This window comes from Dermabacter sp. HMSC08H10 (assembly GCF_001807585.1).
Classification (GTDB): Bacteria; Actinomycetota; Actinomycetes; order Actinomycetales; family Dermabacteraceae; genus Dermabacter; species Dermabacter hominis.
This window is the reverse complement of record NZ_KV789425.1, coordinates 248,388-261,577: the sequence shown is the minus strand read 5'-3', so window position 1 is coordinate 261,577 and position 13,190 is coordinate 248,388. Positions and strand designations below refer to the sequence as shown.

The window sequence follows — 13,190 nt, the reverse complement described above, 5'->3', positions numbered from 1 at the left end:
TATCGCTCTATTGCCATTCGGCCTTGGCGGGATCGACTCCGTGTTTTCGAGCGTTCTCGTCGATCGCGAGCTTGAGCCATTCCGCCATGCCCGATTGACGCGCCTCAAACCTTTCGCGAAAGCGGGCGTCCTCAACGTACCCTTTCGCGATCAGAACATGCTTGGCAGGCGTGACGTCGTACCAGGTCAGTGCTCTGCGGTACTCATCTGCGAGGCTAATAGCTTCGGCACTTCGCGGATCTACATCACGCTGAATAGCTGCGGCGATTTTCTCTTCGACAGCATCGATTCGAGCCTTGTCACGCTCCAGGTCTTCAGCTGTTTGGGATTCTTGGTATTGACGAGATGTTGCCCAGTCCTCGGTGTGCCCCCATTTGTTTTTCGCTTCGTCGTCCCATTCGGGATTCCAATCCTTTCCCAGGATTTCTGCGCGTTGTTCGGGGGTAATTTTCTCTCCCATATCAATCCTTTCGATCAGTGAATCTACTGCCCGCAGCATGCGGTGCAGGTGATCGACTTTGCCCAGCAGTGCTTCGCGTTGCTGAACGAGCCGTTCCCGCTCCGAAGCGACCTCATAAGCCGTTCCAGCACGTGCATCAGTCATCCCACGACTCAATCCTTGTGCGGCGAGGAGGTCGCGAACCTCTGCGAGCGACATCCCGGTTTCCCGGTAGATGAGCACCGCGTGGAGACGTTCGAGATCTCGCTCGCTGTAGAGGCGATACCCCGCCCGGGACCGTGCGCTTGGACTTACCAAAGCGATTTCGTCCCAGTAGTGAAGAGTTCGCACGCTCACCCCAATGAGCGCGGCTGTTTCGCCAACGGAGAGGTCTTGATGCGAGCTTTGGTTCGGTTCAGGAGTGTTCGGCATGTCGTTCACGCTACCGATCCTGGTGCCTCACGTGACGTGAGGGTCAAGTCCTTTTCGCGGTGGCGAACCCGCGAGATCGGTTCCGAATTCGTAAAGCTAGTCGAGCAGCCCCTCTTCGCGCGCCCGCGCGAGCGCCGCCGTCCGGCTCGACACCCCAAGCTTTCCGTAGAGCCGCGCGAGGTGAGTCTTGATGGTGGTGGGGGAGAGGAATAGTTCTTCGCTAATCTCGCGATTGCTCAAACCGCGGTCGAGCGCATTGAGCACGTCCCTTTCCCGGCCCGTGAGCGTGATGCGGTCCTTGCGCATCTCGCGCAGGAGCTTGCCCGCGACGACGGGCGCGAGCACCACCTCGCCGCTTGCGGCACGCTGCACCGCGCTCGTGAGGTCGGCTGGCGCGGAGTCTTTCAAGAGGTAGCCTTGGGCGCCGGCCTCGACGGCGGCGAGAATCTCCGAATCGTCGTCATAGTTCGTGAGCACGAGAATCCGCGGGTGATCCCCGCGGGAGCGGATCTCTCGAATCGCCTGCACGCCGCTCATGCCGCCGTCGGCGAATCGAAGATCCATCGTTACGAGATCCACGTCACCCTCGCTTGCTCTTCTGACTGCCTCTTCAGCGCTGGGGACTTCGGCGACGACGGTGAAGTCCTCGTGGCTTTCGAACACGGCGCGCAGCCCCGCGCGCACAACGGGGTGGTCGTCGGCGATGAGGATCGAGATCATGCGTGCGCTCCTTGAAGGGTTGGAGAGGTGGAGTGGGTAGCGTCCTGGGACTCGGGGGCGGGTTTCACGAGGCTGGAGCGGGCTCGGTCAGGGCCGACGGTTCCTGCGCCACTGGGATCGCCACGCTTACGAGCGTGCCGTCGCCGGGCGAGGCGATGATCGCGGCGTTTCCGCCGAGTTCTCGCGACCTCTTCACGACGAAACCGAGGCCGTAGCCGCCGCTGTCGCAGCGCGGGCCGAGCAGCGCCTCGTCCACGTCGAAGCCGCGGCCGTCGTCTTCGATATCGACATGCAGCTCGCCACCGTCAGCGTAGGCGCGAACCTCGATGCGTGAGGCGCGTGCGTGGTCGAGGGCGTTGGCGAGCGACGATTGGACAATACGCACGAGACTCGTTGCTGTCGTCATGTCGAGCTCCGGCAGGTCGTGAGAGACGTGGCATTCGATGACCGGGGCTGCTTCACCGGGAACGGCGACCACTCTGGACCGAGCGGTGTCAACAACACGGGTGAGAGCCGTCTCGAGGCGCGCGGGTCCCGATTCGTGTGGCGTGAGGTGGGAGATCGCGCTGCGAAGCTCGCTCAGGGCTTCCGAGGTGGCGTCGGAAGCGGAACGTACGTGATCGAGCGCAAGTGGTACCTCACCCGAACCGAGTGCCTCGTCTGCGAGCCCGAGTCGCAAGATGACGCTCGAGAGTGACTGGGCCGTGGTGTCGTGAAGGTCGCGACCAAGCCGCTCGCGCTCGGTTATGCGTGCTTTTTCGCGTTCGGATTCGACGAGCTTGTCTTGGGCGCTTCGGAGTTGCGCGATGACGGTATTTTTCTGGAGCGCCTCGGAGCGCATAGCGCGATACATGTGCATGAACGCGAGCATGAGCACGGCGATGAGCAGTGGCCCTACGACCGTGCCCGTCGAGGCGCCATGGTGGAAAACCTGCCCGGCGATCGTAAAAGCAGTAAGGCCGAGCGTTACGAAAGCTCCGGTGTGCTCAGGCAGAAGCCACTGGGCGATGCCGATAAGTGCAAAGAGGAAGTAGGTCGCGTGGGGTGTTTCTGCAATGACCATCGCCCATGCCGAGGCGAGCACTGCCACGTACACGAGGGGGCGCCACGAAAAAACTGATGATGGCTCCGCACTAATGTCGCCAACGCGCACGAGCCACGCGCCGCCTCCGAGCATCACAAAGAGCGTCACGAGGCTGAAGATCACGACGCTCGTGGTGTGTGGCGCCGCAGTGAGAGTGCTTTCGAAGACGGGGATCGCAAGGAGAACACATGCGAGTGCGGCTGCCCCCACGACGTGTGAGGTGCGGGCTGAAGTGGGCATGTCTTCGATCCTAATTCCCGCACCCGAAGAGCTGTTCCTCCAAAAGGATGAACGAAGTGGGTACCGGCAGGAGGTACCGGGGGAGAGCCGCTGATCGGCACAGTGGAGACATCATCAATCGTGCATAAGGAGTTCGCCTCATGTTTCTTGCCATCCGCGACCTACGCTTCGCGAAGGGACGTTTCTCCCTCATCGTCGCTGTCGTGTCCCTCATGACGTTCCTCGTGACATTCCTGGCCGGCCTCACGGGCGGCCTCGCGATGCAGAACATCTCGGCGATTCTCTCGTTGAATCCCGACAAGGTCGTCCTGTCGGTCGACGATGGCGAGCAGGAGCAATTCGCGAACTCGACCATCACCGAGGAGCAGTACACAGCCTGGGCTGACAAGGCCGGAAAGGACGCCGTCACCCCGCTCGGCATTTCGAGTGCGCTGCTCGATACAGGTGAGAAGACCGAGTCGGTGGTCCTCATGGCCGAGCCGTTCGGCCAGGACGACCGCGTCCCCGAGGCCGGCAAGCTCGTGCTTAGCGAGACCACTGCCGAATCCCTCGGAGTGAAAGCCGGCGACACCCTCGACGTTTCGGGGGAGACCCTCACGGTCTCACGCGTGCTCAAGGATAAGTTCCATTCACACCGCCCGGTCGCCTTCGCTGACCTGACCACGTGGCACGACTACCTCGAGCGCACCCATCAGCCGCAGGATTACGCGACCGCACTTCTCGTGGGGGAGGGAGGGTCCGACGCTTCCTCGGCTCTCACTGATTCCGAGGTCAAGACCCTCGATAGCGATCAGTCCACGACCACGAAGTCGCTTCTCCCGTCGCTTCTCGCGATTGGCTCGTTCCGCTCAGAAATCGGCTCGCTCGCGATGATGATCGCTCTCCTCGTCGTGATCTCGACGCTCGTGATCGGCGTGTTCTTCCTCGTGTGGTCGATGCAGCGTCAGCGCGATATCGCCGTGCTCAAGGCGATCGGCGCGCGCACGAGCTGGCTCGCGAGCGACTCGCTGTGGCAGGCGCTCATCGTGCTCGGCATCGGTTCGCTCATCGGCGTTGGTCTCACCGCTGGCCTGGGTGTTCTCGTCGCCAACGCGATGCCGTTTGTCATGAACGTGGCGACGCTCGTGGGCGTCCCCATCCTCATGCTTCTCGCGGGTCTCGTGGGCTCGCTCGTGTCGGTCCGCACGATCACGAAGGTGGATCCGACGAAGGCCCTGCAAGCGTCTGCGGCCTAGCCACTCCGGAAGACTCCGCGCCCCTCACACTTTGATGAAAAGGACAAAGCCATGCTGAACCTCAACGACATCACCCTCACCTACCCCGATGGTGGCTCGACCGTCACCGCAATCAACCACGCGAACCTCGCCGTGAACCCCGGTGAGTTCGCTGCAGTGACCGGCCCCTCCGGTTCGGGCAAGTCGAGCCTGCTGTCGGTCGCCGCGACCCTCACGAGCCCCGATTCGGGAAGCGTGACAATCGCCGGTATCGAAACAACAACGCTTAACCAAAAGCACAAAAGCGAGGTGCGCCGCGACCACATCGGCATCGTGTTTCAGTCGCCGAACCTCATCCCATCGCTCACCGTTGCCGAGCAGCTCGAGATCGTCGCACGTCTCGGTGCGGGCACCTTGAAGCGCGTATCGAAGAAGGAACGCCAAGAGCGCATCGAGGCGGCCCTCGATGCCGTGGGCATGCTCGACCGCGCCCATCACCGCCCGGGAGCTCTCTCCGGTGGTCAGCGCCAGAGGGTCAACATTGCCCGCGCGATCATCCACCAACCCGAGGTTCTGCTCGTGGATGAGCCGACGAGTGCCCTCGACCAGGAGCGCTCCAAAGCGATCATCGAACTGCTCGCGGAGACCACCCGTAAGCGCGACCTCGCGACCGTCGTTGTGACCCACGCGCAAGAGCAGCTCGACGAGTTCGATTCTGTTTATCGCATGGTGGACGGCGTTCTTTCGCGCGAGCGAAACTGAATTCCCGAGGGTTTGTGGGGGTTATTCCGGTCGTGAAGGCTGGGATAACCCCCACAACGTCTATGCAATTCGGTGAAAGTGGAGCGGGTGACGGGAATCGAACCCGCGCTGTCAGCTTGGGAAGCTGAAGTTCTACCATTGAACTACACCCGCGAATGTGCCTCCCTAGTGTAGCCGCCGCGCGGCGCACCTCCAAACCGGCGTGAGGGAAGCGACCACGCGTTAAGATAGAGGCGTGCTTCTCAGTGATCGTGATATTCGCGCGGAAATCGAGGCGGGCCGCATCGGCATCGCCCCCTTTGGTGACGAGTTTATTCAGCCCGCGTCAGTGGACGTGCGGATCGATCGATTCTTTCGCCTCTTCGATAACCACAAGTACGCGATGATCGACCCTGCGAAGGAGCAGGCAGAGCTTACGCGCCTCGTGGAGGTGGCCCCGGATCAGCCCTACATGCTGCATCCGGGCGAATTCGTGCTCGCGTCGACGTATGAGACGGTGAGCCTTCCCAACGACATTGCGGCGCGCCTCGAGGGGAAGTCGAGCCTCGGCCGCCTCGGGCTGCTCACGCACTCCACTGCGGGCTTTATCGACCCCGGGTTTGAAGGGCACATCACCCTCGAGCTCTCGAATATGGCAACCCTCCCGGTCGCGCTGTGGCCGGGCATGAAGATCGGCCAGCTGTGTTTCTTCCGGCTTAGTAGCGAGGCAGAAAGCCCGTACGGCTCGGAGGGGAACCTCAACAGGTACAGGGGTCAAAGGGGGCCGACGGCTTCCCGCTCCTACATGAACTTTCACCGCACGCAGATCCCCGCAACCCCCTTGGAGGAGACCCCGTGACGCACACCCTTGTTCTCGACCGGAGCTACGGGCTCGACGATCTCTTCGCGCTCACGCTCAACCGTTACCCGCTCGCGCGGAAGAAGAAGAAAACGATCCGGGTCAGTGACACGACTTCGCTTGTGTGGAACCCTTCGGCGAACGAAGCAACGATCGAGGTTCCCATGCATCGCGATGGCGGACCTTCGGAGATTCCCGATGGATTCGGCTTCGATACGGCCTTCCCGAACGGTGCCCCCGCCGGTGAGGAGCGCGAGATTCTCGAGTTCGCACTCAACGCGGTGCGTCGCCTCGGTGGGAAAGTCGTGACCGACACTGGCCACGAGCTCGCCCCGCATCAGTTCATGCAGCCGAGCCTCCACGTGATTGCCGCGTATGAGCTCGCGCCGAAGGACCTGCTCGAGATCGTGCAGAAAATCGTGAAGGAGTCGGAGCTTGTGGGAGAGGGCGAGGGCTTCCCGTACATGATCTCGGCCCCGATTTTCGCGCACGCCGACCTCGTGGTCGAAGCAACGACGCTCGAGGAAGACATCCCCGCGATTGAGCACGTCGAATGGGTCAAGGAAGGCGCGGCGCTGTACACGGTGGCCTATCGCCCCGACGATCCCTCGAGCCTCGTTGCCGAAAACCCGGAGAAGCCGCAAATTCGTGAATGGCGTGAGGCTTACCTCGGGTGCAGCGCCGTGGCGCGCGCAATTTGGGACGAGACCGGCGGGTTCGTGCTCGACTACGAGAATTTCCTCGTGAACCCGAACGAGCTCTTCTAACAGCCTTCGCCAAGCACTTCACGCGAGCGAGGGTCTGGTTGACGCTGGAGGCGTGCATCCCGTGACGTGGGATGAACGTATGGCGAGCCCTGCTCGGTTGATAGAGTTAAGCGTCCCCGCACCGTAGTCACGAGGACGGAACCACCTGCATGATTATCGCCATCGCCGCGCATTTCGCGATGGCACTTGCGGCGCCCTTTTTCGTGAAGTGGTGGAAACAAAGAGCATTTCTACCGATCGCTCTCGTTCCCGCGGGAACCGCCGCGTATCTGCTTGCGCACTCACCCGCCGCCCTCGCTGAGGCGCCCCTCGTCGAGTCCCACCCGTGGATTCCCCAGTTCGGCATCACTCTGAGCTTCGCACTCGACCCACTCGCGTGGCTGTTCGTCCTCATCGTTTCGGGTATCGGAACGGTCATCATGCTGTACTGCTCGCGGTACTTCAAGGAAACGGAGCCGTCGCTCGCGCGTTTCGCGGGTGTGTTCACGGCGTTCTCCGGAGCGATGCTCGGGCTCGTGCTCGCCGACGACGCGATGATGCTGTTCGTGTTCTGGGAGCTCACGACCGTGTTCTCCTACCTGCTCATCGGCCACTACGTCACGAAGCAGGCCTCGCGCCGCGCAGCGATTAACGCGCTCATTTCTACGACTGCGGGCGGCCTCGCCCTCATGGTGGGACTCATCATGCTCGGCGTTGAGGCAGGCAGCATGAGGATCTCCGAGATCCTCACGTCGCCCGCGTTCGCCGCAGTCTCCCCGTACCTCGTTGTGGCCCTCGTGCTCGTGCTCATCGGAGCGGCAACGAAATCGGCACTTGCCCCCGGGCACTTCTGGCTCCCCGGTGCAATGGCCGCCCCCACGCCCGTGTCGGCGTATCTTCACGCCGCGGCGATGGTGAAGGGGGGAATCTATGTTCTCTTGAGGTTCGCCCCGCTCCTGGCAACCGTCGGACCCCTCACGATTACAGTTTCCGCGCTCGGTGCCGCGACGATGCTGCTCGGTGGGTGGCGCGCCCTCAGACAAACCGATATCAAGCTGCTGCTCGCGTACGGCACCGTGTCCCAGCTCGGATTCATGGCGTCGATCGCGGCTGTCGCAACGCGCGAGGCGGTGTTTGCCGCAGCCATGCTCACCCTCGCACACGCGCTCTTCAAGGCGCCGTTGTTTATGAGCGTCGGCGTCGTAGACAAGTGCTACGGCACTCGCGACCTGCGCGAACTCAGCGGAGTGTTCAAGGACCTGCCGATCATCGGGATCGTCGCCTTCGTGAGCGCGGCCTCTATGGCGGCGATGCCGCCGCTATTTGGATTCGTCGCAAAGGAAGCGGTGTTCTACACCTTCGCCGAGGGTGAGCCGTGGGCTCGTGCGATCCTCGCGGCGACCGTCGCTGGGTCCGTACTGACAGTCGCGTATTCCTGCCGCTTTTTCTTCCACGTGTTTCCCGGTAAGGGCGGGGCACCGCACAAGCAACCCACGCTGCGATTCCAGCTCATCCCAGCGATCGTCGCGGCCGCGAGCCTTTCCGCTCTCGCGCTCACTCCCCAGCTTGAGGTACTCGCGACGCTCATCGCGGGCGGCCCCGGCGCCGCCGTGGGGGAGGTCGGTCACCTCGCCGTCGTTCCCGATCACGTGTCGCTTCCGCTCATCTGTTCGCTCCTCGCACTTACCCTCGGTGCTGCCCTCGCGGTGTGGCACGCCCCGTTTGAGCGCTTCCAGAAGGCCGTGAGCCCCCAGCGCACGGCGCTTGGGCGATGGTGCGATGCGGAGCGCCTGTTCCGCGCTTCCATGCGCCAGGTGGACTCGCTCGCCGTGCGCACAACCGCCTTCTTCCAGCGCGGCTCGCTCCCGGTGCACCTCGGCGCGATCTTCCTCGTGTTCGTCGTGATGCTCGGTGGCGCACTCGGCTTCACCGGTAAGCTCCCGGACACGGTCGTCCTGTTCGCACATCCCGCAGAGTTTGCCGTGGTCGGCTTCACGGCGCTCGCAGCGCTCGGCGCGGCGCGCGCCCGTCGCCGGCTGAGGGCCGCGCTTCTGATTTCCGGCACGGGCTTCGGCGCTGCGCTCCTGTTCATGATGTACGGCGCCCCCGATGTCGCCGCGACCCAGCTTTTCGTCGAGACGATGATGACCGTCGTGCTAATCCTCGTGCTGCGACGCCTGCCCGCGCACTTCTCGATTCGCCCGCGCCGCTTCGACCAAGTCGCGCGCTGGTCAATCGCCATCTGCACGGCCATCGTGATCGTCACCGTCTTCGCGTATGCGGCGGGAGCGCGCCTCACCGCCCCGGTCGGCCCCGAGCTCATCGAGGCCGGTTACGAGATCGGCAAGGGGCACAACGCGGTCAACGTCACCCTCGTCGACGCGCGTGTGTGGGACACGATGGGGGAGATCGCCGTAGTCCTCGTCGTTGCCTCGGGAATCGCCTCCCTCATCTTCGTGCAAAAGCGTGAGCAGCAGATCGTGCGCGTAGGGGACCTCGAGGGAGAGCTCTCGATCTGGCGACGAACGTCCGACGCCTCCATCCCCGAAAATACGCTCCGGTTCCACGACGAGAGCGGGGACCTCGAGGGCAATCGCGGCTCCACGTGGCTCCTCGCGAGCCGCACCCTCGCGCCCGAACGCCGAATGGTCGTCCTCGAAGTCATCACGCGCCTCACGTTCCCGATGCTCATGGTGCTGAGCGTCTACCTGCTGTGTGCAGGCCATAATTTCCCCGGTGGCGGATTCGCCGGTGGCCTGGTTGCGGGTCTCGCGATCACGCTTCGCTATCTCGCCGGCGGCCGCTACGAACTTAACGAGGCCGCGCCCGTGCAGGCCGGGGCGCTTCTTGGCATTGGCATGGTGCTCGCCCTTTTCACGGGCATCTCACCGCTCCTCTTCGGCGGCACGGTGTTCCAAAGCTACGTGTGGATCGGGCACCTCCCCGTTCTCGGCGAGATCGAACTCGCGAGCGCACTCATCTTCGATATCGGCGTGTACCTGATCGTCGTGGGCCTCGCCCTCGACGTCTTGCGCACTCTCGGCGAGCAGATCGACCGGCATCAGGAGGCGGAACTCGATGCACGTTAGCCTCCTCATTCTCCTTCTCGCGGCAGTCTTGATCGCGAGCGGAATCTACATGCTGCTCGAACGCACCCTCTCGCGCATCATCATGGGCGCGGTCCTCGCGGGCAACGGCATCAACCTGCTGTTTCTCCTCGCGATCGGGACCCCCGGAACGCCGCCATTTGAAGGCTCGGGCGCGCTTGAGGCCATGAGCGACCCGCTGCCCATGGCGATGGTGCTCACCGCGATCGTCATCTCTCTCGCCCTCACGGGCTTCGGCATGGCGCTCTCCTACCGCTCGTGGCAACTATTCGGCCACGACGAGGTTCCCGACGACGTCGAGGACCTCCGCGTCGCCGACCGCTCGCGCAGGCTCGTCGAACGTCACCGCCACGAAGTCATCGAGAAGGTCGGATTCGAAGCCGACGAGCGACGCAAGGAACGCGAACACGCGCGCTTGGAGGAAGAGGCCGAAAAGGCACGCGCGAACGCGCGCGAGGATGCGGACGACGATATTTCCGACGACTTTACGTCCGACGAAGAAGTCGAACAGAGCCCGACAGAAAGCGACAGCGACGAGGAGGAGACGCCATGAGCCCCGAGATTCTCCTCGCCGCGCCCGTGATGCTTCCGCTCCTCGGCGCCGCCGTCGCCCTGCTCACGCGTCACCGCGCTGGACTCCAACTCATCGTCACGATCGGCACCCTCAGCGTCAACCTCGTGACCGCGGCGCTCCTCATGTACTGGATCAACGAGAACAGCATCCTCGTGCTCCAGATTGGCAAATGGACGCCCACGCTCGGCATCGTGCTCGTTGCCGACAGACTCACGGGCCTCATGCTTTTAGTCTCGTCCTTCGTGACCCTCGCCGTGCTCATCTACGCGAGCGCCCAAACGATCTCCGAGCACATCGAATCCACCCCCATTGCGATCTTCCACCCCTCCTACCTCCTGCTCGTCGCGGGCGTCTCAAACGCGTTCCTCGCGGGCGACCTCTTCAACATGTACGTGGGCTTCGAGATCCTGCTCGCCGCGTCATTCGTGCTGCTGACGCTCGGGGGATCCGCAAGCAGGGTTCGAGCCGCGACGACATACGTGATCGTGTCGATGGTGAGCTCCATGCTGTTTCTCGTGGGGATCGCCAGTTGCTATGCGGCCGTCGGAACCGTGAACCTCGCGGAGATTGCCGCGCGCATGGACCACGTGGACCACCACGTGCGCCTGCTCATCGAGTTCGTGCTGCTGATCGCCTTTGGGCTCAAAGCAGCGATCTTCCCGCTGTCAGCCTGGCTGCCCGACTCCTACCCGACGGCGCCCGCCCCCGTGACGGCCGTGTTCGCGGGACTGCTGACCAAGGTGGGGATCTACGCGATCATCCGTCTCGAAACCCTCATGTTCCCCGAGTCGGAGATCTCGACCGTCCTCCTGGTCGCGGCCGGTTTGAGCCTCGTGATCGGCATCCTCGGGGCTATCGCCCAAACTGACCTCAAGCGTGTGCTGTCGTTCACGCTCGTCAGTCACATGGGCTACATGATGTTCGGCATCGGGATTTCTTCGCAAATCTCCATGACGGCAACCGTGTTCTACGTTGCCCACCACATCACCGTGCAGTCCACGCTGTTCCTCGCGGCTGGACTCATCGAGCACGTGGGAGGAACAACGAATCTCGCGAAGCTCGGTGGGCTCGCGAAGGCCGCGCCGTGGCTCGCGATCCTCTTCTTCGTGCCGGCCATGAACCTCGCGGGTGTGCCGCCGCTCAGCGGGTTCATCGGGAAAGTTGGTCTCATTATTGGCGGTATTCACCGCGGGAGCGCACTCGCGTGGATACTCGTTGCGCTGAGTGTGATCACCTCGCTTCTGACCATGTACGCGATCGCGAAGGTGTGGAACCGCGCGTTCTGGCAGGAAACTCCCGAGCAGATCGTGGTGGAGAAGCCCGTCACACCGCTGCTCATGAGCGGTTCGACCGCGGCGCTCGTCGCGTTCTCACTCGCCCTCACCGTGTTCGCCGGGCCCCTCATTGCGTACAGCGAAACGGCCGCGTCCTCGCTGCTTGAGCGAGCCCCCTACGTGAGTGCAGTGCTCGGTGACGACGCTGCCGATCGCCTCGTGTACAACATCGACGACGCCGGTGGAGGGCAGGTGGCGCCCGAATGACCCGCTTCACCGATCGAATCCGTGACCTTCCTTCGCACACGCTCGGCATCCTCGGAGGTGCCCTCACGTGGTGCCTCCTGTGGGGAGAATTCAGTGTCCTGAGCGTCCTCGGCGGACTCCTCCTCGGCGCCCTCATCTACGTTATTTTCCCCGCGCCACCGCTGAGCCGCGAAGTCACCCTACACCCCGTAAGCGCGCTCGTGTTTCTCGCCGTTTTCGCGAAAGACCTCGTCGCGGGCAGCATCCAGGTGGCGCGCTTCGCGCTGCGCCCCTCCGGTAGCCCGGGCTCGAGCGTGATCGCCGTGCAGCTACGGTCACGAAGCGACCTGTTCCTGTCGTTCACGGGTATTCTCGCAACCCTCATTCCCGGCTCGGTTGTCGTCGAGGCGCAGCGCGCCACGGGAACCCTGTTCTTCCATGCGATCGGCGTGACCACGAAAGAGCAGATCAAGGCGCAGCACGAGAGCATTCTTCGCCAAGAAGAACGTTTGCTGCGGGCCTTCGCCGCGCGCGACATCCTCGAAAGCGCCGGATACGGGATGAGAAGGAGGCACGGCTGATGTTCGAGACGATTCTGCTCTGCGCCGCGATCGCGCTCGGCCTGATCTCGATCCCGATCGTCTACCGGATGATCGTGGGCCCCACCGTTCTCGACCGCGCCGTCGCGCTCGACATGCTCGTTGTGCAAGTCATCATGGGGCTCGCGCTCTACTCGGCATGGACCGCAACGACCTTCGCGATTATCCCCGCCCTCGCCCTCTCGGCGACGGCCTTCATTGGCACGCTCGCGCTCGCCCGTTTCGTGGCCCGCGCCGACGTCCCGGAGCGAAAGGACGCCGAGCAGTGAGCATCCCCGAGATTATCGGCTCGATTCTCATCGTGATCGGCGTGATCGTCGCCGCGATCGCGATGGTTGGCCTCATTCGCTTCAACGACGTTCTCTCGCGCATGCACGCCGCGTCCAAACCTCAAACTCTCGGTCTGGTGCTCGTGCTTGCGGGGGCGGCGATTGCCTCGCAGTCGTTGGCAATCGCGGGCATGCTGGCCCTCGTGCTCGCCGCTCAATTCCTGACCATGACAGCCTCGAGCGCGATGCTGGGTCGAGCCGCATTCCGCCGCGGCTTCCTCCTAGGAAGCGACTACGCCTTCGACGAACTCACGCCGCGACTGTCGATCGGTGGCGAAGGCGACGACGATGACGACGGCTTCATCGATCCTGAGGCGGACGCCCACCCCGATACCAAGACCGAGAACGCCCTCCCCTCGAACGTTCTCACGCACACGATGGGGCTTGAACTCGCCGGCCTCAAGGAATACTTCGACGAGGAAGAAGTCAGCGAAGGCGACGAGAGCGACGCCGGTGCACACCCCCGCACGGGAGAGTACGGCGGGAAACAGTAGCGCCAGTAGGGCGGTAAAGGTTCCGACGGTTGCCGGGTTAACGAGGGAGCGGGGGCGGCCCGGTGGCCACCCCCGCTCCCTTACGCGTGGGA

Annotated in this window: 13 protein-coding genes, 1 tRNA gene and 1 pseudogene; 10 read left to right on the top strand and 5 right to left on the bottom strand. The window is 63.4% G+C overall.

The features are described from left to right. Positions 1-7 precede the first annotated feature (7 nt). From HMPREF3176_RS06930 to HMPREF3176_RS06920, 4 genes and pseudogenes are all read right to left on the bottom strand, one after another. The gene (locus HMPREF3176_RS06930) at positions 8-604 is read right to left on the bottom strand and encodes a TipAS antibiotic-recognition domain-containing protein (protein ID WP_246826699.1); all 597 of its coding nucleotides are present in this window, start codon (positions 602-604) and stop codon (positions 8-10) included. A 30-nt stretch (positions 605-634) separates the two neighbouring features. Next, positions 635-871, bottom strand: a pseudogene (locus HMPREF3176_RS10565) (MerR family transcriptional regulator); the annotation flags it as partial. Positions 872-967: 96 nt separating this feature from the next. Further along, positions 968-1,591 carry a response regulator gene (locus HMPREF3176_RS06925; RefSeq protein ID WP_070459118.1) on the bottom strand — a complete coding sequence of 208 codons (624 nt, stop codon included), beginning with the start codon at positions 1,589-1,591 and terminating at the stop codon, positions 968-970. 64 nt (positions 1,592-1,655) lie between these two features. After that, positions 1,656-2,915 carry a sensor histidine kinase gene (locus tag HMPREF3176_RS06920; protein WP_070459116.1) on the bottom strand — a complete coding sequence of 420 codons (1,260 nt, stop codon included), beginning with the start codon at positions 2,913-2,915 and terminating at the stop codon, positions 1,656-1,658. A gap of 140 nt (positions 2,916-3,055) precedes the next feature. Between HMPREF3176_RS06920 and HMPREF3176_RS06915 the strand changes: the two genes are divergently transcribed. Both HMPREF3176_RS06915 and HMPREF3176_RS06910 read left to right on the top strand, forming a co-directional pair. Beyond that, positions 3,056-4,150, top strand: coding sequence for an ABC transporter permease (locus HMPREF3176_RS06915; protein ID WP_070459115.1), 1,095 nt, complete (start codon positions 3,056-3,058; stop codon positions 4,148-4,150). A 51-nt stretch (positions 4,151-4,201) separates the two neighbouring features. Further along, positions 4,202-4,891 carry an ABC transporter ATP-binding protein gene (locus tag HMPREF3176_RS06910; protein WP_070459113.1) on the top strand — a complete coding sequence of 230 codons (690 nt, stop codon included), beginning with the start codon at positions 4,202-4,204 and terminating at the stop codon, positions 4,889-4,891. A gap of 79 nt (positions 4,892-4,970) precedes the next feature. On the opposite strand, the gene HMPREF3176_RS06905 is transcribed toward HMPREF3176_RS06910, so the two are convergent. Next, positions 4,971-5,044, bottom strand: a tRNA-Gly gene (locus HMPREF3176_RS06905). 82 nt (positions 5,045-5,126) lie between these two features. Between HMPREF3176_RS06905 and dcd the strand changes: the two genes are divergently transcribed. The 8 genes from dcd (at position 5,127) to HMPREF3176_RS06865 (ending at position 13,098) form a co-directional block, all read left to right on the top strand. Continuing rightward, complete coding sequence (gene dcd / locus HMPREF3176_RS06900) at positions 5,127-5,729, top strand: dCTP deaminase (RefSeq protein WP_070435926.1); 603 nt, start codon at positions 5,127-5,129, stop codon at positions 5,727-5,729. Further along, the gene (locus tag HMPREF3176_RS06895; protein ID WP_070459111.1) at positions 5,726-6,496 is read left to right on the top strand and encodes a hypothetical protein; all 771 of its coding nucleotides are present in this window, start codon (positions 5,726-5,728) and stop codon (positions 6,494-6,496) included. Before dcd ends, HMPREF3176_RS06895 begins: the two co-directional genes overlap by 4 nt. Before the next feature lie 149 nt (positions 6,497-6,645). Beyond that, positions 6,646-9,564 (top strand): Na+/H+ antiporter subunit A, encoded by a 2,919-nt coding sequence (locus HMPREF3176_RS06890; RefSeq protein WP_070459109.1) that lies wholly within the window; start codon positions 6,646-6,648, stop codon positions 9,562-9,564. Continuing rightward, positions 9,554-10,135 (top strand): Na(+)/H(+) antiporter subunit C, encoded by a 582-nt coding sequence (locus HMPREF3176_RS06885; protein WP_070435922.1) that lies wholly within the window; start codon positions 9,554-9,556, stop codon positions 10,133-10,135. Before HMPREF3176_RS06890 ends, HMPREF3176_RS06885 begins: the two co-directional genes overlap by 11 nt. Then, positions 10,132-11,697 carry a Na+/H+ antiporter subunit D gene (locus tag HMPREF3176_RS06880; RefSeq protein WP_070459108.1) on the top strand — a complete coding sequence of 522 codons (1,566 nt, stop codon included), beginning with the start codon at positions 10,132-10,134 and terminating at the stop codon, positions 11,695-11,697. Before HMPREF3176_RS06885 ends, HMPREF3176_RS06880 begins: the two co-directional genes overlap by 4 nt. Beyond that, positions 11,694-12,257: a Na+/H+ antiporter subunit E gene (locus HMPREF3176_RS06875; protein WP_070459106.1), complete on the top strand. Its 564-nt coding sequence runs from the start codon at positions 11,694-11,696 to the stop codon at positions 12,255-12,257. Before HMPREF3176_RS06880 ends, HMPREF3176_RS06875 begins: the two co-directional genes overlap by 4 nt. Next, positions 12,257-12,544 carry an MrpF/PhaF family protein gene (locus tag HMPREF3176_RS06870; protein WP_070435919.1) on the top strand — a complete coding sequence of 96 codons (288 nt, stop codon included), beginning with the start codon at positions 12,257-12,259 and terminating at the stop codon, positions 12,542-12,544. Before HMPREF3176_RS06875 ends, HMPREF3176_RS06870 begins: the two co-directional genes overlap by 1 nt. After that, on the top strand, positions 12,541-13,098 hold the full coding sequence (locus tag HMPREF3176_RS06865) for a cation:proton antiporter (protein ID WP_070459104.1): 558 nt from the start codon (positions 12,541-12,543) through the stop codon (positions 13,096-13,098). The genes HMPREF3176_RS06870 and HMPREF3176_RS06865 overlap by 4 nt, the downstream gene beginning before the upstream one ends. Positions 13,099-13,190: the final 92 nt, after the last annotated feature.